Origin of the sequence: Haemophilus sp. HMSC71H05, from assembly GCF_001838635.1 — a bacterium.
Taxonomy (GTDB): domain Bacteria; phylum Pseudomonadota; class Gammaproteobacteria; order Enterobacterales; family Pasteurellaceae; genus Haemophilus_D; species Haemophilus_D parainfluenzae_R.
This window is the reverse complement of the sequence record NZ_KV838023.1, coordinates 113,623-137,055: the sequence shown is the minus strand read 5'-3', so window position 1 is coordinate 137,055 and position 23,433 is coordinate 113,623. Positions and strand designations below refer to the sequence as shown.

Genomic DNA, 23,433 nt, shown 5'->3' with positions numbered 1-23,433 from the left:
CAGATTGTCTGATATATTGTTAAAGAGCAAAAAAATAAATTGGTCGGCGAGATAGGATTTGAACCTACGACCCACTGGTCCCAAACCAGTTGCGCTACCAAGCTGCGCTACTCGCCGTCAGATTTCTCAACAATGAGAAGATGGGGTGGCTAATGGGATTCGAACCCACGACAACTGGAATCACAATCCAGGGCTCTACCAACTGAGCTATAGCCACCATTGATTAGTTGTTCATCGCATTGACTTTCTGGCGCGCTCGACAAGATTCGAACTTGCGACCTTTGGCTCCGGAGGCCAACGCTCTATCCAACTGAGCTACGAACGCGTTACTGCGTCGTTGCAGGGGCGTATATTAATGATTTCCCAATATCTTGTCTAGCACTTTTTTGAAAAAAAATATCAAAAGATAAATTTTTGTTCAATTTGTATAGAATTTATTATGTATTCGTTTATTTTTAATGCTAAAACGTAAAAAAGGATAGCAAATTGCTATCCTCTTTATTTAAATTATTGCTTGTTACGACGTGCGCGACGTTTCATTCTTCGTACCCAACGGGTGATTTTCCATGCTTTTGTAATTGAATAAGCATAGAGGAAGAATAATACAATAAACGCAATAAACATTGCCCATTCATTAATATAGAAGACTTCGCCTAAGATCCCGATTGTCGCACAAATTGCCGCAAAGAAGGTAATTAATAAAAAGGCTTGGCGAGAGGTTAATCCTGCACGAACCATTAAGTGATGCACGTGTAAGCGATCTGGACGGAATGGACTTTTTCCTTTACGTAAGCGACGATAAATAATTGCCACCATATCAATTAAAGGAACAGCAATAATCCAAAGTGCGGTCACTGGATTCATTGGATGTCCTTTTCCTTGCGTACTTAAAAGCAAAATCCAAATAATAGTAAAGCCGATTAAAGTACTTCCTGCATCCCCCATGAACACTTTATATTTTGGTCCTAATGGAATGCCTAAATTTAATAATAGATAAGGCAAAATCGCGACAATTAAGGCAAAACTCCAATATGCCATATCCATCTGTCCATCACGGAACATTAAAATACCAATGGCAGCAAAGGAAACAATTGATAATCCACCCAATAATCCATCGATACCATCAATCATATTAAAGGCATTAATAATCGCAATTGTCGCAAATACGGTAATAATCAATCCAATAGAACCAAGTGTTAATTGGAATGGTCCGAGAATCTGGCCTAAATGATCTAAATAAACATTACCCAAGTCGATCATTAAAATAGCAAGCACAGCTTGAATTCCTGCACGCAAGAAGGGGCTAATATCGAAGCGGTCATCTAAGATACCAATTGCAAGTAAAACAAAAATACTGAATATATAAAGATAAGGTAAACGAAGTTGATCCCACTCCATTAAATAATAGCAAAGGTTTCCCATAAAAAGAGAAACACCGCCAATGAGCGGAATCGCACCTTGGTGACGTTTACGATAATTTGGCTTATCAACCAAACCAATTTTATTCGCAATTGGTCGCATGACAATTAAGGTTAAAAATGCCCCTAAAAAAGTGACGAAAAGACTTAGCATAGTTTTTATCCTAAAATTTTTTTGCAAAGGATAACATAAAGAAAAATCAGCACACAAAGATTTTTCTCAAATTCAGTTTTTTAGTACAATATGACCACTTTTAATATAAGGATTAAAAATCATGACAAAATCAACCGCACTTTTCTCTCGTGCACAAGAAGTTATTCCTGGTGGCGTAAACTCTCCTGTTCGTGCCTTTAAAGGCGTAGGTGGTACACCTGTATTTATTCAAAAAGCCAAAGGCGCTTACATTTATGATACCGAAGGCAAACAATATATCGATTATGTAGGTTCTTGGGGGCCAATGATTTTAGGTCATAACCACCCTGCTATTTTAGATGCTGTATTAAAAGCAGCTGAGAATGGTTTGAGCTTTGGTGCACCAACCCCCTCTGAAATTGATTTAGCGGAATTAGTCTGTGAAATTGTGCCATCTATTGAAATGGTTCGTATGGTGAGTTCGGGTACTGAAGCAACTATGACTGCAATTCGTCTCGCGCGTGGTTATACCAATAGAAGCAAAATCTTAAAATTTGAAGGTTGTTACCACGGCCATTCTGATTCACTTTTAGTAAAAGCAGGATCAGGCGCATTAACACTTGGTCAACCAAGCTCACCAGGTGTACCTGAAGATTTTGCAAAACACACTTTAACAGCAGAATATAACAATCTTGATTCAGTTAAAAAACTATTTGAAGAATTCCCTAACGATATCGCTTGTGTGATTATTGAACCTGTTGCAGGCAACATGAACTGTGTTCCACCAAAAGAAGGATTCTTACAAGGCATTCGTGAAATTTGTGATCAATATGGTGCACTTTTCATTATTGACGAAGTCATGACAGGTTTCCGTGTTTCACTTGCAGGCGCACAAGCTTATTATGGTGTAACACCGGATCTCACCACATTAGGTAAAGTCATTGGTGGCGGTATGCCAGTGGGTGCAGTGGGTGGTAAAAAAGTAATTATGCAACACCTTGCACCGACCGGTCCAGTTTACCAAGCGGGTACCCTTTCAGGTAACCCGATTGCAATGGCGGCAGGTTTAGCTTGTTTAACTGAATTGAAAAAAGATGGTAACGAACAACATCTTGCAGAATTAACCACTAAACTTTGTGATGGCTTAAAAGCATTAGCCCAAAAACACAATGTGCCATTCGTGATAAATCATGTAGGCGGAATGTTTGGTATTTTCTTCACTGACCAAAAACAAGTGACCTCTTATGCAGAAGTCATGAAATGTGATACCGAAAAATTCAAAGTGTTCTTCCACAAAATGCTCGATCAAGGCGTTTACCTTGCGCCTTCTGCTTTTGAAGCGGGCTTTATGTCTTTAGCTCATACAAATGAAGACATTGAAAAAACACTTGCTGCCGCAGATATTGCATTTGCAGCAGTTGCTTAAAACATAAAAAGTGCGGTTAAATTTAACCGCACTTTTTTATTTCATATTATAAACGTTCATAGAGCACGTTTTCTAACAATCCCCTTTCTTCTTCTGTTAATGCGATTCCTTTTTCATTTGTCAAAATGAAGAAGTCTTCGGCTTTTTCCCCTACTGTCGTAATTTTTGCATTACAAAGATTGAGTTTTAACTCGGTAAAAATTTGACTGATTTGAGCCAATAAACCGGGTTTGTCTAAAGCAACGATTTCTAACTCCGTATGCTCTTTTTTGGTTTCTTTCAAAAAACGTACATCAGTTTTTACGGTAAAATGTTGCAACTGTCGATTATTTGCAAAAGACACAGATGGCAATTTTTCACCTAATAAAACAGAGGTTAATACTGCTTCTAATTCTCGGCGACGTTCTGAACGAACCAATTCACCATTTAATTCTGTGATGATAAAGCTGTCGAATACATACCCATCATCCGATGTTAAAATTTGGGCATCATGAATACTGAATTTTTTCGCCCCAATAGTTGAGACCACTTTATTAAATAAATTGGCTTGATCAGGACAATAAACAAAAATTTCTGTTCCACCAGAAGAAAAACGGTTACTGATTTTAACCAGTACTTCACCATCAAATTCAGCTAATAACTCTGTATGCCACGCAATTTGTTTTGGGCTATTTCGTAAAAAATAATCATCAGGACAACGTTGCCAGAGTGCTAAGATTTTTTCTTCCGATAATTCTGGTTGATCTTCGGATAAAATTGCCAGCGCCAATTGGCGATTTTCAAGGATCTTTTCTTTATTATCTAATAATAAATTCATCCCTTGTCGGAATTGTTGCGACGTATAATCGTATAAAGAGGCAAAAAGAGAACGTTTCCAGCTATTCCACAAGGTACTGTTTGTTGCACAAATATCGGCAACCGTCAAACAAGTGAGATAATCTAAACGCACATGATTTTGTACACTTTCCGCAAAGCTCATCACAACTTCTGGATCATGAATATCTCGACGCTGTGCAGTGATTGACATGAGCAAATGCTCTCTCACTAGCCAAGCCATCGTTTCAATTTCTCGACGATCAAAGCCATGCAAACGAGCAAATTCAGCGATATCTTCAGCCCCTAACTCTGCATGATCCCCTCCTCGACCTTTCGCAATATCATGGAAAAGTGCGGCAACATAAAGCAAAGTGCGATCAGAAATTTGACTAAATATTTGATGGCAAATGGGATGGGATTCTGCTTCGTCTTCAGCTAAGAAACTCTCCAATTTCAACATCACTCGCAAGGTATGCTCATCCACGGTGTAAATATGGAAGAGATCAAATTGCATCAAACCTTCAATTCCCTGCCATTGTGGCAAATAAGCCGTTAACACACCATATTGGTGCATTGGGAGAAATGCTCGCTGAATGGCTTTCGGTTGATTAAATAAACGAATAAATTTCTCTCTTGCTTCAGGAATATCACATAATTTCTGTGTCAAGCTTTCCAACGCAATCTGAAGTTGGCGTAATGTTGATGAATGAATTTCGGCTTGTTCATGCTGCGTTAGATAGAAAAAAAGATCCAGAATACGATCGGGATAACGTAAAAACAGATCGTCTTTACGTAAACACAAACTTTGATTTACTAGCTCAAAATTATCATCCAAAGGATGAATAGAAACCTCGCCATCCGTTGATAAAAAATGTTCTTTATAATGCTTAATCAGGATATCAGTTAAACGAGAAATTGTGCGTAACGCTTGGAAAAAACGTTTCATCATTTTTTCAACACCACGGTTTCCGTCGCCTTCAAAACCAAGCATCTCGCTCACTTTAATTTGACGATCAAACAACAAGCGGTTGTCATAACGTTTTAAAATCAAGTGTAAAGCAAACCGCACTTTAAATAAAAATTCTTGGCTTTCTAATAATTGTTGGTGTTCTGATGGATAAATAAAGCCGCTTTCCAAAATGCCATCAAGGGTCATTTCTCCGGTATGGCGTAGTGCGATCCAATATAAAAGGTGAAGATCCCGCAAACCACCTGGGCTGTATTTTAAATCAGGTTCTAGATTATAGCTGGTGTTGTGATAGCGCTGATAACGTTCAATTTGTTCTTGTACTTTTGCGTCAAAGAATGGTTTTACCGCCCAAAAATCTGGCTTTTTCAATATTTCCCCTAAAGCATTAAAAAGGGATAAATCACCCGATAAATAACGAGATTCAAGCAAATTGGTGGCAATAGTAATGTCCTGTTTGCCTTCCTTTTCACATTCTTCTAAAGAACGAACACTATGCCCTACGTCAAATCCACAATCCCACAAGAACTGCACAAATTGAGCAATTTTTTCTTCCGTTTCAGACTCTCTTTCTTCTTTTGAAAGAATAAGAACATCCAAATCAGATAAAGGAAAGATTTCTTGTCTGCCATAACCACCTACTGCAACTAAGGTGAGATTAGCTTTATCTAATTTAAATTGCAGCCAAAGCTGTTTTAACAAATCATCACAAAACTGTGTACGGTTAGCAATCAGCTCAAAAACGGAATAATCAGTAAAGTGCTGACGTTCAAATTCCTTCAAATTTTCACGCTGAATTTTGACCGCACTTGGCATGAGTGGAGAGTCGAAATGATAAGGAAAAAGCATAGGTATTCCACAAACAAAACAATTATAAAAAAAGCCCACTATCGTAGGCTTTTAGCTGAACTTAAAGGTTATTCATTATACGTTGAATTCGACCTTCCGCAATTTCTTCATCACGAATAGTCATCACTTCACAACCAGTTTCTGTCACAACAATTTGGTGTTCATATTGTGCAGAATGGCTACGGTCTTTAGTTTTTACCGTCCAACCATCGCCCATAATGCGTACTTCTTTTTTACCCGCATTAATCATTGGCTCAATGGTGAATACCATACCCGGTTTTAAAACCACACCGCCGTCATCAGCATAATAGTGTAAGACTTGCGGTTCACAGTGGAATTCAGTTCCCACGCCGTGACCACAATACTCACGAACCACGCTAAATCCTTGGCTTTCAGTATATTTTTGTACCGCTTTACCAATTTCGTTTAAACGAATACCCGGCTTAACCGTACGTAATCCCACATAAAGCGCTTCTTGTGCTGCTTCAACCAATTTTTGGCTACGAATATTGGTTTCACCCACGATATACATCTTCGAATTATCACCGAAATAACCGTCTTTAATCACAGTCACATCAATATTGACAATATCACCACGTTTTAATTTTTTATCATCGCTTGGAATACCATGGCAAACCACTTCATTTATAGAAATACAGGTTGCTTTCGGAAAACCATGATAATTTAAGCACGCAGGAATCACTTTTTGTACATTCACCATATAATCGTGACAAATGCGATCCAATTCACCTGTAGTCACCCCTTCTTTGACATAAGGTTCGATCATGACCAAAACATCAGACGCTAATTTACACGCTTCACGCAACTTAACAATTTCTTCTTCAGTTCTTAATGGAATGCCCATTATTTCTCCTTATTTAATTCTGATTTATTCGCATATAATAGCACTAATTCCGTGAAAAATCTTGAATGAATTAACAGGTTATTAGATAATACAAGGATTATTTTTAGGAAAGTGGGGATAGAGATATGTCAGATTTAGATATGGCCGTACCGCTAACTTTTACTGATGCGGCAGCCAATAAAGTAAAAAGTTTAATTAGCGAAGAAGAAAACAACGAATTAAAATTACGTGTTTATATTACCGGTGGCGGTTGCAGCGGTTTCCAATACGGTTTCACCTTTGACGATAAAGTCAATGAAGGTGACCTAACCATTGAAAAAGGCGGTGTGCAATTAGTGATTGACCCAATGAGTTTACAATACTTAATTGGCGGCACCGTGGATTACACTGAAGGCTTGGAAGGTTCTCGTTTTGTGGTGAACAATCCAAATGCAACCAGTACCTGTGGTTGCGGTTCTTCATTCAGCATCTAACATGGATTTTCAATTTACCCATTATCTAGGCAATGTACATGCTAAATGTTCGATGGAACACATTGCCCTAGCCAATTGGTTTAATTCAGAAGTGCGGTCAAATCCTCAAGCGTTTTTGACCGCACTTTCTGCCTGTGAGCTAATTAAAAATAATGATGAAGTCACGCTGATTGGTTCTGAATACACGCTTTTTATCAATACCGATGAAGTGATGATTCGCGCCAATAATCTTGCAATTGAAACAGATGAAATTTTAGAAGACGACTTCCATTATTATGATGAAGAAAGTATCGCTTTCTGCGGTACAACAGACTTCATTCACTTTCTTAATGCCTATTTTGAATTTATTGCTTAACCTCATTCTCTGAAGCTAACTATTATGTCGGAAACGGAAAACACCTCATCAGAACAACAAGAAACACAAGTGCCAGATAAGCGCCGTTCTTGTAAAATCTTTTTAGCTAAAGCAGCCTTTACTTTAGGGACGCTTGCCGTATTTTATGGTGGCTATTTAGACTGGCAAATTCGCTCCAAAATGGATGGCCAAATTTGGCGTTTACCGGCAGAAGTGTATAGTCGTTTAGAAAGCGTAAAACTTTCTGATAGCCTTTCTTTTGACGAAGTGATTCAAATTTTACTCGATAACGAATACCGTCAAACCACAATGATTGCAGCACCGGGTGATTTTAAACTCGAAGAGGATACCATCGTATTACTTCGTCGCGCATTCCCTTATCCTGACAAGCCTGAGCCACAACGTGTATTACGTTTACGTTTTACAGATAACAAACTTTCTCGTATTGAAGATTTAGTCAACGTAAAAGCGGTTGATGAATTCCGTCTCGCACCTAAATTAATTGCAATGTTGGAATCAGATAATGAAGATCGTTTAGCCATTCCGTTACAGCAATACCCTCGTTTACTCATTGATGCCTTATTACTCACAGAGGATCGCCGTTTTTATGAGCATAACGGGATTAACCCTATCGGTATTATGCGTGCAATGATTGCCAATATTAAAGCCGGTCAAACGGTTCAAGGCGGCAGTACACTCACTCAGCAATTAGTTAAAAATCTATTTTTATCCAGCGAACGTTCTCTGACACGTAAAGCCAATGAAGCCTTAATGTCATTGGTATTAGATTGGCGATATGATAAAAACCGTATCTTAGAAACCTATCTGAACGAGATTTACCTTGGTCAAAATGGTGATATTCAAATTCACGGTTTTGCGTTGGCGAGCCAATTCTATTTTGGTCGTTCTATCCGTGAAATTAGCCTAGACCAAATTGCCCTTTTAGTTGGCATGGTGAAAGGACCATCCCTTTATAATCCATGGCGAAATCCACAATATGCACTCGATCGCCGAAATGTGGTGTTAAAACTGATGCTTGATCATCAAATGATTGGAGATGAGTTATATGAGATGTTGAGTAAACGTCCATTAGGTGTGCAAGCTAAAGGTCAAATTTCACGTAAATATCCTGCTTTCATCCAAACATTGCAAGCCGATCTTCGCCGTCAATTAGGGGAAAACAAAACGTCTGCACTACTTGGTGCGCGAATTTTCTCCACCATGGATTTAAAACAACAGGCACAAGCTGAAAATGCCGTAGTGAATACGGTCAATCAATTGCAAGTACAAACTAAAAATCCACATTTAGAAGGTGCAATGATTGTCGCGGATTATCACTTAGGTGAAATACGTGCGGTTGTCGGTGGATTACAAACAGAATATGCCGGATTTAACCGTGCCTTAATGTCAAAACGTCAAATTGGTTCTTTAGTAAAACCATCCATTTATTTGACCGCACTGATGAATCCGGAACAATTCCGTTTAAATACACCAATTCAAAACCAACCAATCACGATTTATGTTAAAGGCAGCCAACCTTGGCAGCCTCGTAACTACGATCGTAAATATAGCGGTTCGGTGATGCTAATGGATGCCCTAGCTCGCTCGCTGAATATTCCAACGGTAAATATTGGAATGAAAGTCGGTTTAAGCAAAGTGATCGATACGCAAAAAGCCATGGGTTGGGATAATGTAGCCATTCCAAAAGTGCCTGCGACCTTACTCGGTTCTTACAGTATTTCACCTTATGATGTGACCAAACTCTATCAAACCATTGCAAATCAAGGTGGCAAAATTGAGTTAAGTACCATTCAAAGCATTGCTGATCGCCAAGGGAATATTATTTACGAACACAATACCGTGCCGGATCAAGTGGTGCCGAGAGAAGCAGCGTATCAAACCTTGTATGCGATGCAACAAACCGTAGAACGTGGTACCGCGCGTAGTTTACAAAATGATTACGCGGATCTTCGTCTTGCGGGTAAAACGGGGACCACCAATGATGCCCGTGATACGTGGTTTGTGGGTATTGATGGTAAAAATGTTAGCACCATTTGGTTAGGTCGTGATGATAACGGTGAAACCAAATTGACGGGTGCCTCAGGTGCATTACAAATCTATAAAGATTATTTAAACCGTGTGGTTATTGAAAAACTGAAACTCGGACAACCTTCTACGATTAAATGGGTTGGTATCAATGCTTATGGCAGTTGGAGCTGTGGTAGTAATCGAACAATTCCAGTTTGGGCAAATAAAGATCAAAACTTCTGTGCGTCTGCGCAAACAACGAGTACGGCGACAGCTACCGCTGCACAAACTACGCAATCGCCACAACCTGAACAACCAGAATCATCAAAACAAGAAAGTGTATGGGATGTGTTAGATAATAAAGCGCCTATTGAAGAAGCGGCACCCGCTCAATAAACTCGCTTATTTTTGACCGCACTTTTATATCTCCATAAAGCGCCTAACAAGGGCGCTTTATTCTTTTGAGCATAAAATAACCATCTAGGACGTCTACCTCTCGTGAATTTTTTGATCTACATCACAAAAATTAGAATTATTTATTGTCATTTCACTGATATCAAAGGATAATTATAAATAGGAATTAATTTCATTTAAGGTAATGAGGTAAATAGACGATGCGATTCCGTTCTATTCGATTTTTCTTTTTAATTTTTTCACTCGCCTTTTCTTCTTCACTCTTTGCGCAAGACAACTACCAGCAGTGGGTTAATGATATTACGTCCCGCTTAGACAAAACCGCTCAACTTGTCCAGCAAGGTAATACGGATGATGCGCGCACTGAAGTGCAAATGGCTTATTTTGAAGTGTTTGAAAATCTAGAAGGTCCGATTCGTATCAATTTCTCAGCACAAAAAAGCTACCAAATGGAAGCGACTTTTGGCGAGATCCGTAAAATGATCGGTGAAGGCAGTTCACAACAAGAGATTCAGGCTAAAATCGATCAGCTCAAAAAAGAATTACAAGAAGTGTTACCATCATTGATTAAAGGTCATCAGCTCAATGCCGATGGTCAACATGGTGTTTATGATAATCAAGAGATCGCCCCTTATTGGCAACAAAGTTTTAAAACCATTGATGATTTGCTCGCTCAAGGGCTTGAAGCGTATCAAAATGGTGATCTCGATAACGCAAAAAAATTGTTCCAGAAAGCGCAGTACGATGGCTATAAAAATTCAGAAATGGAAATGTCCATTCGCCAAAATCGCTCTGCAGAAACTTCAGCAGCGATTAATCAACAGTTTTACAACATCATTCGTTTAAGTGAACAAGCCGATCAAATCACAGAAATTGGCTATCAAAGTACGCAATTGTTACAAGATATTGAAGAAAACTTGCCTAACCTGCCAACGACACGTGAAGAACAAAATGTTCAATCCAATGCCGCGCAGCAAGCAACAGATAATCAACAAGAGCAAGATTGGAGCAAGATTAAACAAGAGATCAACCAACGTATTCAACAAGCTATTGCGCTCTATCAACAAGGCGAAAGTAAAAAAGCAATTCTTTCTGTACAAAACACCTATTTTGATGTGTTTGAAAGCAGTGGTATGGAAAACAAAATTGGCTCTCGTGATAGCAACTTTAAAGCGGAACTTGAAGGCTACTTTACCCGTTTAGTCAGCTTAATGAAAGCTGAACAAGGTGATAAGTTACAAGCACAAGTTGATGGCTTAGACCAGAATCTAACTAAAGCGGTTGAAATGTTACAGGGCGGAGAACAAAGCGATTGGTCTATGTTCTTATATAGCCTTTTAATCATTCTTCGTGAAGGTTTAGAAGCCTTATTAATTGTTGCGGCTATCGTGACTTACTTAATTAAAAATAATCACCAAGATAAACTACCGGTTATTCGTCAGTCTGTTTATGTGGCGCTAATTGCCAGTGTGGTTACCGCATTTATCTTCCAACTTATCTTTGAAAACTCCGGTCAAAACCGTGAATTGCTCGAAGGCTTCACGATGATTTTTGCCGTAATCATGCTCTTTATGATGAGTTACTGGTTATTGTCCAAAGTCGAAGCACAAAACTGGAAACGTTATTTAGAAGGTAAACTCTCAACTGCCCTCACTACTGGCTCACTCATTGGCTTATGGCTTACCAGCTTCTTAGCCGTGTATCGTGAAGGGGCGGAAACCGTATTGTTCTACTATGCCCTCGTGGGTGATGCGAAAAGTGCGGTCAGTTTTATCTATCTTTTCGCAGGTATCATTGTCGGTGTAATTATTCTCACCATTTGCTACTTCGTGATGCGTTATACCGTGGTGAAATTACCGCTTAAACCATTCTTTATGTTCACGGGTTCTTTTATGTATTTAATGGCCTTTGTATTCGCCGGTAAATCTGTTTTAGAACTCATTGAAGGCAAACTTTTCGAGCCAACGCTGATTAGCGGTGTGCCTGAAATTTCGTGGTTAGGTATTTATCCTTATATGGAAACCCTAATCCCACAAGCAATCTTACTCATCGCAGCCGTATTTGCTCTGTTTATTATGAAATATCAAAGCAAAAAAGCCGCGTAATACCCAACAATCCTTTAGGAGAAAAACAATGAAAAAAGCACTTTTAGCAACAGCATTATTTGCGGGTATTTTTACCGCGTCTACTGCAAACGCATTCCAAGAGTATCCAATCGGTGAAGCAGTAACCATGAATGAAATGGAAATTGCGGCGGTTTACCTCAAACCAATCGATATGGAACCTCGTGGTATGGGTTTACCTGCTGCGAAATCAGATATCCACTTAGAAGCGGATATCCATGCAGTAAAAGGTAACAAAAATGGCTTTGGTGACGGTGAATGGATGCCTTACTTAACCATCAACTATACTTTAGTGAATACCGATACTGGTGAAAAACAAGAAGGTACTTTCATGCCAATGGTAGCAGGTGACGGCCCTCACTACGGTGCAAACGTGAAAATGATGGGCGTGGGTAACTACAAATTAACTTACCACATCGATCCTCCATCAAAAGCAGGTATGCACCGTCATACCGACTCTGAAACGGGTGTAGGTCGTTGGTGGAAACCATTTGATGTAAGCTATGAATTCAAATTCACTGGCATCAAATAATCTAAGGTAAACATCGATTTTACCGACTTGCCTTCCCTTGTAATTCAGGGGAAGGCAATAGCATTTCATTTAACCTTAAAATATCGTCTGTTTTATCCTATTAAGTGGTCAAACTATGAATTATTTTTTTACTTTCCTACTTCAAGCACTTTTGCCTTTTTCATTATTGCTCGGTGTTTATCACAGTAAACAATCTTCTGTAAGTGCAAAAAAAATAATTTGGCTTAGCCTATTCGGTTTTATTGCCGGTATCGCACTTCGTCTTAGTTTACCTGCGGGACAAATCACTAATTTAATCGTCAATGCGGTAATATTGGTGCTATTGATTATCTTTGCCTTATGTTTAATTTTCGGCAAAGGTCGCTTACCTGCCTTTTGGCAAACCGTGTTAATGCTCATCGCAGGCAGTTTCTGGGCAAAAGATCCTAACATTACTGCCCTCGTTTCTACTGATGTTATCAATACCGATTCGATCTTACATATAAGTGCGGTCATTTTTGCCTTTGTTTTTTGTTTATGCTTACAAGGCTGGATCGATTTACTTCTAAAACAAGCGGGAAAAACACAACAAAAATCAACCGCACTTTTAAAAGGTGCCATTAGCCTTCTCTTAGCTTGCTTGCTTGTTCCACTTATTGGTGAACTCTTATTGATTTTAATGAAACTTCAGGTACTTGAGCTTACCAAGCCTCGTTTAAGTTTTGTTGCGAAATCAGGCGAAATCACTCGTTGGTTAAATTACATTTGTGCAGCATTGCTCTTCGTTGTACTTGCCATCTTTTATGGCAAAATTCATTTATCACGCAAGCAACAAGTTAATGCCACACAAGAACCCATTGAAAAACGCCAAAAATTAGCTGCATTACGTACGTCCTCTCACCTACTCGGTTGGGGATATTTAGCTTTAGCAATTATTTTTGCTACACAACTTTATTGGGAGCAAATTGCCTCTCGTCCACCACAACTTTCAGAAGCAATTCCTCTGACCTTAGATGAAAAGCAACAAGTCCATATTCCAATTGAACAAGTAAAAGACGGTAAATTACACCGTTTTGTCTGGATTGCTGATGATGGTAAAGCTGTGCGTTTCTTTGTTATTAATCGTCAGCCGGATAAATTGAGCCTAGCAGCGGTATTTGACGCCTGCTTGCTTTGTGGTGACCAAGGTTATGTGATGGAAGGTAACCAAGTCGTTTGTGTTGGCTGCGGCGTACATATGTTTATTCCATCTATTGGCAAACCAGGTGGCTGTAATCCAGTGCCGATTGAAGATTGGCAACAAACTGAGACTGAAATTCTCATTAATCGAGCCAGCTTAGAAGAAGGGTTAAATTTATTTAGCACGATTGTTGAAATCGATGTAAAAGATCCGATTAGTGGCACTCAAATGAAAAATACTAAAACTGAGCACAAATATAATTACGAAGGTAAAACTTACTTCTTTGAAAGTGAGAAAAATCTTGATTTATTCCGTGATAACCCTGAAAAGTATTTAGGTAAGGGAGAATAATGCTAGCAAGAATGTTATTCCAATCTTGGCGTTTTAGCATAAAACGTAAGTTTTTAGCAGTGGTAACTATTTTCTTAGCGGCGGGATTAGTCTCTGCGCTATTAGCTGTTTCTATTGACATCGGCGACAAAATGGCGAAAGAGCTCAAGTCTTACGGTGCCAATATTTTAGTCGAACCTGCGAGTAATGCCGCCTTGCCTGATGAGCTCAGTCACAACACTGATTTAAGTAGCCAAGATTTCCTCGATGAAAAAGAGCTTCCTAACATTAAAGATATTTTCTGGCGAAATAATATCGTAGGTTTTGCCCCCTTATTAAGTGCAGATGTAAAAGCTGAAATGCTTTCCGAAAAAACTCACGATAAATCAACCGCACTTGGACAAATTAATGTGCTTGGTACATTTTTCGATCACAACATTCCTGTACCAGATGAAGATGATTACCACACTGGACAAAAAATTATTAGTCCTTATTGGCATGTGCAAGGGGAATGGGTCAACGATCTTGAAACACCTGAAGGAGAATTTATTCCTGCATTGATTGGTGAGCAATTGGCTCAACGAACTGGCTTAAAACAAGGTGATAAAATCCAGCTTCGCTATCAAAATAATGAGCTAGATAATCAAAGTGCGGTTGAAATTACCGGTATTTTATCCACGGGTGGGACTGAAGATAATCAATTAGTCATGCCGCTCAACGCTGTGCAAAAATTACTGGGCTTAGAAGGAAAAATTCAATCAGTTAAAGTCTCTGCGCTTACCGTACCTGAAAATGATCTTTCTCGTAAAGCCCGTGCTAATACCGATGCATTGGATGCGGAAGAGTACGATCGTTGGTATTGTACGGCTTATGTCTCGTCTATTTCACACCAATTAGAAGAAGCTATCTCAGGCGCTATTGTTCGCCCAATTTGGCAGGTTGCGGCTTCAGAAGGTGTGGTCATTGGTAAAATCCAGTTATTGCTTGCTGTCGTGACTCTCGCCGCTTTAATCGCGGCAGCTATGGGGATTGCCTCATTAATGAGTACAGGGATCATTGAGCGTTCAAAAGAAATTGGTTTAATGAAAGCGTTAGGCGCATACCAATGGCAAATCTCGTTATTGTTTTATTGCGAAGCCATTATCAGTGCCTTAATTGGTGGTTCGCTTGGTTGTATTGCTGGTTGGGGCTTAGCAAGATTTATTGGATCTGCGCTATTTGGCGTTCCGCTCAGTTTTGCTTGGATTGTCATCCCTTGCGTATTGATGCTGTCTATTTTAATTGCTGTAGTGGGTACTTGGTTCCCTGCTCATCGTATTGCCAAACTTTACCCTGTGGAGGTGCTCTATGGCCGCCAATAAAAGTATGTTTTGGCGTTTAATCTTCCAAGCATTACGCCTACGTTTACAACGAGTATTTATTATCTTCTCCGCCCTGACTGTTGGTGCGTCCATTGTGACGGCAATGGCTGCGGTCTATTTCGATATTAATACCAAAATGAGTCAAGAGCTCCGTACTTTCGGGGCAAACTTTTACATCGGTGCAGCCAATGGTGGATTGATGAAAGAACGCCAATTAAAGCAAATTCTGCACAATGCACCGGATAATTTCATTACCGCTGCCAGTCCTTATTTATATGGTGTTGCGCGAAGTGATTTAGAAAAAATCGTGATTATGGGCGTCTGGTTTGAAGATATGCATGTGCTTGCACCTTATTGGCAAATTACCGGCTCAGCCATTAATGTGAATTTTGATGACCGCAATGCCATGATTGGTAAAACCTTAGCGGAACGCCTTAATTTAGGTGTTGGAAGTAAATTAACTCTGTCTAAAAATGCAGTCGAAAAACATGAATTCACGATAAAAGGTATTGTTGAGGCAGGTGATGCCACTGACAACATGCTGATCGTGAATTTAGAGTTTGCCCAAAATTGGTTGGATAAAGAAGGATTAGCAAATAACGCCTTACTCAATGTAAAAAATGAACAAGGTAATGTCGCACAATTTGCCCAGGACATTATGCAACATCAACCTGATCTGACTGCTCGACCAATTCGAAAAGTCTCTGCTTCTGAAGGGCAGATTTTAGATAAAATCAAAGGATTGATGGGCTTAATTTCATTGGTCATTTTGATTCTCGCCACCCTTTGTGTTAACACCACATTGATTGCGATTGTTGGTGAGCGAGCAAAAGAATTTGCACTACAAAAAGCCTTAGGTGCCAAACAAAGTGACATCATTAAACAGATTAGTACCGAGATTCTGATCATTGCACTTTGTGCAATTGTCGCGGGCCTGATTTTCGGCTACATCTTGGCTCAATTACTTGGATTAACCGTATTTAAATCTTATATTGATATGCGTCTACCGGTTATTCCAATTACTATCGTCTTATCGTTATTGGTTGCCTTTATTGCGGTGATTGTACCAACCAAACGAGCTTTAAATATCCAAACCGCAAATGTATTAAAAGGGGAATAAAATGAGTGAATTTGTAATTGAAACGCAACATTTATATAAACGATTCGGGCAAGTCACCGCTTTAGAAGATATTAATATTCAAATTCGCCAAGGTGAATTTATTGCGATAATGGGTGCATCAGGTTCCGGTAAAACCACGCTGATGAATATTCTGACCGGCTTAGATACGGCTAGTGAAGGTAAAGTCATTCTAGATGGTGTCGATGCGGCACAATTGGATGAAATCGGTCGTCAGCGTTTCCGTGCAGAAAAAATTGGTCTAGTCTTCCAGCAATTCCATTTAATTCCTTATTTGACCGCACTTGAAAATGTGATGCTGGCTCAGCACTATCACAGTGTGATTGATGAAGCAGCGGCTAAAGCGGTACTCGAACAAGTGGGATTGGGTCATCGTATAGATCACCGTCCAAGCCAACTTTCTGGGGGGGAACAACAACGGGTATGTATTGCTCGCGCGTTGGTGAACCAACCACCAGTCATTTTTGCCGATGAACCAACAGGTAACCTCGACGAAAAAAATGAAGCGCTTGTACTAGATTTACTACAAGAGTTAAATCGCCAAGGGAGAACGATTGTGATGGTGACACACAATCCAGAATTGGGTGAGTTAACCGATCGTGTTATTTATCTCCATCACGGAAAATTTGTAAAAGAGGACATTAATGAAAAATAAACTCGTAAAACTACTCGCAATAAGTGCGGTCATTTTCGGCAGTGTTTCTTGTAAAGATGAAGTCGCTGCAATTGGTCAAAAAGCACCAGACATCGCTGCCTATGATTTACAAGGTAAAGAAGTGAAACTTGATGATTGGAAAGGCACTCGCTTACTGACATTCTGGTCTGAAACCTGTGGACGATGTGTCGCAGAATTAAAAGAGTTCGAAAAATTGGCCGAAGCTAATCCAGATAAAGTTCAGCTTATCGCCATTAATGTGGATGGAGATAAAGTGGATACCAGAGCCGTGGTCGCCAAACGTCAGCTTACGTTGCCGGTTATCAAAGACCAATTAAAAATCACAGCAGAACGTTATCAACTTATCGGTACGCCAACAAGTTTTGTGATTACACCTGAAGGTAATATTCAGGCTAAATATGAAGGCGCAATTCCCGCAGAAGATTTAGATAAATTATTTAAAGGCTAGCCAAAATGAAAAAACGAATTTACTTACTCTCTACACTTTTACCCGTTTTAGGCTTTTTATTTGCCCCTCCTGCCCTTTCTGCCGAAGCTGACTTAGTGAAAGCGGAAAAGGTATATAAACGCTCTTGTGCAACTTGTCATGGGAAACAAGGCGAAAAACCAGCAATGGGTGAGTCAAAAATTATTAATCAACTAAAACCAGAAGAAATTTCAACCGCACTTTCAGAACGAAAAGCAGGAAATATTCCTAGTGCAGGAAGCCCTGCAAAACAACGTTTAAGTGAGCAAGATATTCATGATTTAAGTGAATATATTCAAACACTAAAATAGTTTTTGAATTTTTTTTAAACTAATTCTAAAATATACGGTCTTAGAAGGGGCTTAGTTTTACAAGCTAAGAAATTTTTATTATATCAATAAAGGATTTTTTATGAACAAATTCACTAAAATCAGCGCAACTGCATTATTTGCATTATTCTTAACTGCTTGTGATAAACCAGCAGATAAACCAGCTCCAGCGAAACCTGAAACTACTCAGCCTGCGCCAGAAGCTAAACAAGAAGCAGCAAAACCAGCTGAAGCGGCTAAACCTGCTGAAGCTACACCAGCTCAAGAACAAGCTGACTACAACAAATTACTTGAATGGAATGCAAGCCAAGCGCAAGCTCAAATGGCTGCACAACAAAAACTTCAATCTGATTTAACTGCTGCGGTTCAAGCAAAAGATGAGAAGAAAATTGAAGAAGCAATCAAAACGTTCAACAAAACTGTTGAAGATACAATTGCAAGCTTAGATAAATTAGATATTACAGCACCTTCAGTGAAAAGCATTAAAGATCAAAATAAAGAAGTACTTGCATTATCAAGTGAATTATTAGTTGATCAATTAAACTTAGCAACTAAAGCACCAACTGAAGAACAAACTAAAGCTTATCAAGCTAAAGTTGAAAAACTACAAGCTGCAGTAGCTAAATTACAAAAAGACGGTGCTGATTTAGCACAAAAATTTGCACCTGCAGCACCAGCTGCTCCAGCCGCTCCAGCTGCAAAATAATTAATCGGTTAAGATGAAAAAAACCTTACTGTAAAAAGTAAGGTTTTTTTATGAGGTAAATTTGCAATATCTTAGCACTTTAAATAATAAACTGTAGCTATTTACCTGGTTTATTATATTTACTTTCAATAGTTATATATATTTCTTCAAAGGTCTTATTCTCTTTTTCATTTCCATCATGGTAAAGATCCCAGTCAAACCCATACAATTCTGTTGGTTGGATAGTTATACATAGCCCATTACTTTCAATTTTTTTCTCCCAATCTAAAATATCACTAGAATTTATCACATTAAATTTAGATAGCTCCTCTAACACTGGAGTTAAATCTGATGGACGTCTGATAAGCACATAAATTTTATTTAGATGTAAATTGATAAATAATCCGAATCCAAAATATATATCGCCATTCTTGTATTCAAAATCTGTTTTTTTAGCTTCTAGTATCATTTTTATTTTCTCTACTTTAAGTTATTTATCCTTTTGCTTTGCAACTCTTTATCACATAACTAAATATTAGAGTTTTTGTTTTGTTATTCTTGTTTTTAACACATCCACAAATCGCTCTGTTGCTCCTTCCCAACGATCTAAATATAACGCAGGCTCAATCAATTCTAATTCATTCAATAGAAATTGATTGTTAATAATCGTTCCATCTACTCGTGCATAGACAGGCATTTCTGGCAATTTATGTAAAACATGACGAGCGGTTTCAATAATATGACGATCAACCTCAACAGGGATAATTTCAACTTTATATTGTGAATTCGCTCGCCATTCATTTTGAGGTGGCTGTCGGCGAATAGCATGACTAAATACACCGTTGAAAAAGATCAAACTGGTTTCACCATTTATTGCGGCCTCGGGAATAAACGGCTGCAACACAACTTGCTCACCATATGCAGAAAGATTGGGTAATACATCACCTTGTTTTAGTTTTGTCACCAAATTACCACTCTGCCCTACAGCAGGTTTAATAACAAATTCAGGCCAATCTTGGCGTTCAAGTGCGGTCAAAATTTCAGATGTTTTTGTTGAGCAAATAATAGTGGGAACGACATTGATACCCCAATTCTGTAAATCACATAAATAGCCTTTATGGCTATTCCATAGCATTAATTCTGCGGGATTAATGAGCGCATTCTTATGCAGTTTAATCCATTGAGTAAATTCATCATAGAAATTTGCATAATCCCACGCCGCTAAAGGCAGAATAAACTGACTCTGTAATGTTTCTTGCCAAGGCAAAAATTGAGTAGGGATACCCTGATTAGAAAGTTGTGTTTGAACAGGAATAAGATTTTGAGGAACTGAAGGATACGTTTTGCAAGTCGTGATTGTAAGCATAGTAAATGATAATGGATTTAAACATAAAGAAGATGCGCCAATCATCAAACTGGCGCATCGATTTCAGCGACTATTTTACTTGAGCAAAATATTTTTCAAGACGACCTTTGTTCGTCATTGATTTCTTCTCAAGATCTTTCACCACTTTCTCAGCTTGTTCTTTGTTAGGTAGATTATCACCCACTTGAATCACACCATTCATATTCATTGAACGATGTACAGGACAGGTATAAACATAAACCCCCTCTTTATCTAAAGTGATCGTGAGTTCCTGATCTTCTTCAGATTGGAATTTTTGTGCACCTTCAGGAATCGCTTTGCTGTGTACAAAGTGGCTTTTATTTTCTGCACGAAATGTCACGGTATCACCCGGTTGAACTTTTAAATAACCCGGTTCAAAAACCATTGAGCCTTCACTGTTTGAATTCAACATTTTGATGTCATAATGTGCGGCTTGAGCAGCAAAACTTAATCCTAATAATGCTGCAAGTGCGATTTTTTTCATTTTCATTTCCTTCTTAAGAATGTGCTGATTTACGCTGTGGACGAACCACCGGCAAACCTGCACTACATTGTAATAATTCAACGTTTACACGATATAAACGATCAATGGTTTCCACTTGTAAAACATGATGCGCATCGCCTACACCTTGCACTTTACCTTCGCCGAGTAAAATCAACTCATCTGAAAATTGAGCAGCAAGACTTAAATCATGTAATACCATTATAGTAATCAGATTTTTCTGTTTCGTATAGGTGTAAACTTCTTCTAAGAGATTAAGCTGATGATGCATATCTAACGCACTCACTGGCTCATCCAACATTAAAATCTGTGGCTCACGTAATAAAACCTGAGCAAACATCACCATTTGACGCTGTCCACCACTGAGATTCAGAATATCACGATGAGCTAAATGACCAATACCTAATTGTGTCATAATACTTGCCGCTTCAGTGAGAAGCTCATCGCTGACTCGCATCGTTAGACTATCCATTCGTCCTAAAAGGACGACTTCAAGTGCGGTCAAGCTTGCGCCTACTCGGCTATCTTGAGGCATATAGCCAATTGGTTTACGCCAATCTGCTAACTTCGTCCGTTCTAGCTGTTTACCTTGATAGGTAATCATTCCTTCATGTGGCAATTCACCAAAAATAGTTTTCAGTATGGAGGATTTCCCTGTGCCGTTTGGCCCAAGCACCGTGTAAACTTTACCTTCTTCAAAACGGACATTAATGTGATCCGCAACGGTGAGATCACCTCGTTTTACCGTAAGATTCTTTAATTCTAACATTATTGTCCCCTCTTGTTATTTAAAATAATCCAAAAGAAGAAAGGCACCCCAATAAACGAGGTAACAATCCCCACTGGGAACAATGCGCCAGGGATAATAACTTTAGACAATACAGAAGAAAGGGATAAGAATGCTGCACCGACTAACATTGCGCCTGGTAAGAAGAAACGTTGATCTTCACCAAGCAACATTCGAGCAACATGTGGCGCAACTAAGCCGATAAAGCCAATCACGCCCACGAAACTAATTGCTGTCGCCGTCATCATTGCGACAAGAACTAATACCTTGATACGTAATACTTGTAAATTGATACCAAGACTCGCTGCACGATCTTCGCCTAAACGAAGTGCGGTCAATTTCCAAAGCTCTTTTGAAAGTAATGCGACACAAATTGTGGTGACGACAATAATGATGATTAAGCTTTGCCACGTCGCTTTATTTAAACTACCAAATAGCCAGAACAGGATTTGTTGCGAGACTTCCGGCGCTGAAATAAATTGTACTAATGAAAGCAAAGATTGGAAAATAAAGAGTAATGCAATCCCCACCAACACGAGCATTTCGGAGCTAAAACGACGTTTAGACGCAAACAAGAAAAGAATCCCCGAGGCAAGCATAGTCATGACAAACGCGCCAATTGGCACGGCAACTTGTACCGGTAAACCAAAACTTCCGAAAGCAATCACAATAGAAGCACCAAAACCAGCCGCAGCAGCCAATCCTAAAGTATAAGGACTCGCCATCGGGTTATTTAATAAGGTTTGGATCTCTGCCCCGCCAACAGCCAATGTTGCCCCCACTACAAGCGCCATCAATGCCATGGGTAAACGTAAATTATACACAATATTGTCTGTCATTTTATCGACTTCACCGATACCGAATAACGCATTCACAACTTCCGATACCGATAGCATTGCAGGGCCTGTCATCACATCAAGGATAAGACTGACCACGCCAATAGCAAGAAAAGATAAAATAACAAACCAGCGTTTGCGTTCAAGCTTACGCTGGTTAGCCACAATATCTGCTACAACAGAATTGTTTTTCATTAATTAACGTTTCCCTTATTTAGTTTCAGGGAAAAGATAAATCGTACCTTCCGGGGTAACCGGTAAGTAGTTTTTATAGAAGTTTAAGTAAGTTTGTTGCGGATCTAAATCTTTAAATAGATCAGGATAAGCGGCTTTAGCCACAAACTGAACTGAAGCACTGTCAGATAACGTACGAGAGTTCGCATGATAGGCTGCGTAAACACGGTTGTTTTTCACTGCCGGTAATTCAGCCCAACCCGCACGATGTTTGAATGCGTTTAAACGACGTTCTGCTTCTGCTTTTTCAATACCAAAGCCCATTACCATACCGTCTTGATTTTTCTTCAATTCAGTTTCACGGCCTGTAATAATAATTGCATCCGGTTTCGCGGCTAACACTTTCTCTGCAGCCAACGTACCCCATTTGCCAATTTCTGCAGGCGCCACGTTTTCTGCACCAACAAGGCTAATCATAGAGCCCCACATGCTAGAGAAGAAAGTCATACCTTGTTCAGCTGGGCCACCACGACCAAACTCTACATACACTTTTGGTTGTTTTGCTAATTTTGCATTTTTAACCGTAGTCTGGATATGTTCAACAATGTCTTTGTATTCTTTCGCAATTTTTGCTGCGCGATCTTTCTGACCTGTTAATTCGCCAATAATTTCAGTAGATTTAATGTGCTTATCTAAGGTTTGAGCATTGTAATCTAATACCACAATTGGAATGCCCGCTTCATTAATGGCATCTAAATCAGAACCTAACATTTCGTACTGCCAATCAGCTAAGACTAAAAGATCAGGTTTTAATGAAAGCACTTTTTCCACAGAGAATGTGCCTTCTTCCACTTCACCCACATCATCTAATTGATTCAATTTTGGCACCGCTTTGCTGAATAACTCCCAGCTTGCTGGTGCCCAAGAAGACCATACTTTCTTAGAAAAACCGACAACGTTATCTAACGCTTTGTCACCACCAACTGCCATATAATCTTGATAATAGAAACCAAGTACCACGCGTTTTGCCGGTAAATCAACAGTGACTTCACGATCAAGTATATCTTTTACTTTCACGGGGTCAGCATTGGCAAAACCTGCACTTAAACCAAGAATAGTAGCAATCGCTAAAGTTGAAAAACGTTTTTTCATAAGAAAAATCTCCTGAGTAAAATTAAGAAAGTAAATGATAATAATTATCGAT

Annotated in this window: 22 protein-coding genes and 3 tRNA genes; 13 read left to right on the top strand and 12 right to left on the bottom strand. The window is 39.1% G+C overall.

The window, feature by feature from the left end:
- Positions 1–40 precede the first annotated feature (40 nt).
- From HMPREF3279_RS01315 to wecA, 4 genes are all read right to left on the bottom strand, one after another.
- Positions 41–117: transfer RNA gene (locus tag HMPREF3279_RS01315), tRNA-Pro, on the bottom strand.
- Positions 118–141: 24 nt separating this feature from the next.
- Positions 142–217: transfer RNA gene (locus HMPREF3279_RS01310), tRNA-His, on the bottom strand.
- Positions 218–248: 31 nt separating this feature from the next.
- Positions 249–325, bottom strand: a tRNA-Arg gene (locus HMPREF3279_RS01305).
- 182 nt (positions 326–507) lie between these two features.
- Complete coding sequence (gene wecA / locus HMPREF3279_RS01300; protein ID WP_070867825.1) at positions 508–1,572, bottom strand: UDP-N-acetylglucosamine--undecaprenyl-phosphate N-acetylglucosaminephosphotransferase; 1,065 nt, start codon at positions 1,570–1,572, stop codon at positions 508–510.
- A gap of 121 nt (positions 1,573–1,693) precedes the next feature.
- Between wecA and hemL the strand changes: the two genes are divergently transcribed.
- Positions 1,694–2,977 (top strand): glutamate-1-semialdehyde 2,1-aminomutase, encoded by a 1,284-nt coding sequence (gene hemL / locus HMPREF3279_RS01295; RefSeq protein ID WP_070867824.1) that lies wholly within the window; start codon positions 1,694–1,696, stop codon positions 2,975–2,977.
- 46 nt (positions 2,978–3,023) lie between these two features.
- Here the strand turns inward: hemL and glnD are convergent, their stop codons facing one another.
- Positions 3,024–5,609: a bifunctional uridylyltransferase/uridylyl-removing protein GlnD gene (gene glnD / locus HMPREF3279_RS01290; RefSeq protein ID WP_070867823.1), complete on the bottom strand. Its 2,586-nt coding sequence runs from the start codon at positions 5,607–5,609 to the stop codon at positions 3,024–3,026.
- Positions 5,610–5,670: 61 nt separating this feature from the next.
- Positions 5,671–6,474, bottom strand: coding sequence for a type I methionyl aminopeptidase (map, locus tag HMPREF3279_RS01285; RefSeq protein ID WP_070867822.1), 804 nt, complete (start codon positions 6,472–6,474; stop codon positions 5,671–5,673).
- Positions 6,475–6,599: 125 nt separating this feature from the next.
- Here map and erpA point away from each other — a divergent pair, with 125 nt between their 5' ends.
- The 12 genes from erpA to HMPREF3279_RS01225 all read left to right on the top strand — a co-directional run bounded on the left by erpA (position 6,600) and on the right by HMPREF3279_RS01225 (position 18,564).
- Positions 6,600–6,947: an iron-sulfur cluster insertion protein ErpA gene (erpA, locus tag HMPREF3279_RS01280; protein ID WP_070867821.1), complete on the top strand. Its 348-nt coding sequence runs from the start codon at positions 6,600–6,602 to the stop codon at positions 6,945–6,947.
- A 1-nt stretch (position 6,948) separates the two neighbouring features.
- Positions 6,949–7,302, top strand: coding sequence for a YacL family protein (locus HMPREF3279_RS01275; RefSeq protein ID WP_070867820.1), 354 nt, complete (start codon positions 6,949–6,951; stop codon positions 7,300–7,302).
- A gap of 24 nt (positions 7,303–7,326) precedes the next feature.
- Complete coding sequence (mrcB, locus tag HMPREF3279_RS01270; protein ID WP_070867819.1) at positions 7,327–9,726, top strand: penicillin-binding protein 1B; 2,400 nt, start codon at positions 7,327–7,329, stop codon at positions 9,724–9,726.
- 218 nt (positions 9,727–9,944) lie between these two features.
- Positions 9,945–11,849, top strand: a complete 1,905-nt coding sequence (locus tag HMPREF3279_RS01265; protein ID WP_070867818.1) for an FTR1 family iron permease — start codon at positions 9,945–9,947, stop codon at positions 11,847–11,849.
- A 28-nt stretch (positions 11,850–11,877) separates the two neighbouring features.
- On the top strand, positions 11,878–12,399 hold the full coding sequence (locus HMPREF3279_RS01260; protein WP_005696223.1) for an iron transporter: 522 nt from the start codon (positions 11,878–11,880) through the stop codon (positions 12,397–12,399).
- Between the two features lie 115 nt (positions 12,400–12,514).
- Positions 12,515–13,909, top strand: coding sequence for a Fe-S-containing protein (locus tag HMPREF3279_RS01255; RefSeq protein ID WP_070867817.1), 1,395 nt, complete (start codon positions 12,515–12,517; stop codon positions 13,907–13,909).
- Positions 13,909–15,249, top strand: coding sequence for an ABC transporter permease (locus tag HMPREF3279_RS01250; RefSeq protein ID WP_070867816.1), 1,341 nt, complete (start codon positions 13,909–13,911; stop codon positions 15,247–15,249). The genes HMPREF3279_RS01255 and HMPREF3279_RS01250 overlap by 1 nt, the downstream gene beginning before the upstream one ends.
- The gene (locus tag HMPREF3279_RS01245) at positions 15,236–16,369 is read left to right on the top strand and encodes an ABC transporter permease (RefSeq protein WP_070867815.1); all 1,134 of its coding nucleotides are present in this window, start codon (positions 15,236–15,238) and stop codon (positions 16,367–16,369) included. The genes HMPREF3279_RS01250 and HMPREF3279_RS01245 overlap by 14 nt, the downstream gene beginning before the upstream one ends.
- 1 nt (position 16,370) lies before the next feature.
- The gene (locus HMPREF3279_RS01240; RefSeq protein WP_049370828.1) at positions 16,371–17,042 is read left to right on the top strand and encodes an ABC transporter ATP-binding protein; all 672 of its coding nucleotides are present in this window, start codon (positions 16,371–16,373) and stop codon (positions 17,040–17,042) included.
- On the top strand, positions 17,032–17,511 hold the full coding sequence (locus tag HMPREF3279_RS01235) for a TlpA family protein disulfide reductase (protein WP_070867814.1): 480 nt from the start codon (positions 17,032–17,034) through the stop codon (positions 17,509–17,511). Before HMPREF3279_RS01240 ends, HMPREF3279_RS01235 begins: the two co-directional genes overlap by 11 nt.
- A gap of 5 nt (positions 17,512–17,516) precedes the next feature.
- Complete coding sequence (locus HMPREF3279_RS01230) at positions 17,517–17,840, top strand: c-type cytochrome (protein WP_070867813.1); 324 nt, start codon at positions 17,517–17,519, stop codon at positions 17,838–17,840.
- A 100-nt stretch (positions 17,841–17,940) separates the two neighbouring features.
- On the top strand, positions 17,941–18,564 hold the full coding sequence (locus tag HMPREF3279_RS01225) for a lipoprotein HlpB (protein WP_070590741.1): 624 nt from the start codon (positions 17,941–17,943) through the stop codon (positions 18,562–18,564).
- A 97-nt stretch (positions 18,565–18,661) separates the two neighbouring features.
- Here the strand turns inward: HMPREF3279_RS01225 and HMPREF3279_RS01220 are convergent, their stop codons facing one another.
- From HMPREF3279_RS01220 to HMPREF3279_RS01195, 6 genes are all read right to left on the bottom strand, one after another.
- Positions 18,662–19,012 carry a stage III sporulation protein AF gene (locus HMPREF3279_RS01220; protein ID WP_070867812.1) on the bottom strand — a complete coding sequence of 117 codons (351 nt, stop codon included), beginning with the start codon at positions 19,010–19,012 and terminating at the stop codon, positions 18,662–18,664.
- A gap of 66 nt (positions 19,013–19,078) precedes the next feature.
- Complete coding sequence (locus HMPREF3279_RS01215) at positions 19,079–19,909, bottom strand: ATP-grasp domain-containing protein (RefSeq protein ID WP_070867829.1); 831 nt, start codon at positions 19,907–19,909, stop codon at positions 19,079–19,081.
- A 70-nt stretch (positions 19,910–19,979) separates the two neighbouring features.
- Entirely contained in the window at positions 19,980–20,414 is a 435-nt protein-coding gene (locus HMPREF3279_RS01210; protein WP_049373308.1) for a pseudoazurin, read from the bottom strand.
- A gap of 13 nt (positions 20,415–20,427) precedes the next feature.
- Positions 20,428–21,201: an ABC transporter ATP-binding protein gene (locus HMPREF3279_RS01205; RefSeq protein WP_070867811.1), complete on the bottom strand. Its 774-nt coding sequence runs from the start codon at positions 21,199–21,201 to the stop codon at positions 20,428–20,430.
- Positions 21,201–22,250: a FecCD family ABC transporter permease gene (locus HMPREF3279_RS01200; protein WP_070867810.1), complete on the bottom strand. Its 1,050-nt coding sequence runs from the start codon at positions 22,248–22,250 to the stop codon at positions 21,201–21,203. Before HMPREF3279_RS01200 ends, HMPREF3279_RS01205 begins: the two co-directional genes overlap by 1 nt.
- Before the next feature lie 15 nt (positions 22,251–22,265).
- Positions 22,266–23,381 carry an ABC transporter substrate-binding protein gene (locus HMPREF3279_RS01195; protein WP_049369299.1) on the bottom strand — a complete coding sequence of 372 codons (1,116 nt, stop codon included), beginning with the start codon at positions 23,379–23,381 and terminating at the stop codon, positions 22,266–22,268.
- Positions 23,382–23,433: the final 52 nt, after the last annotated feature.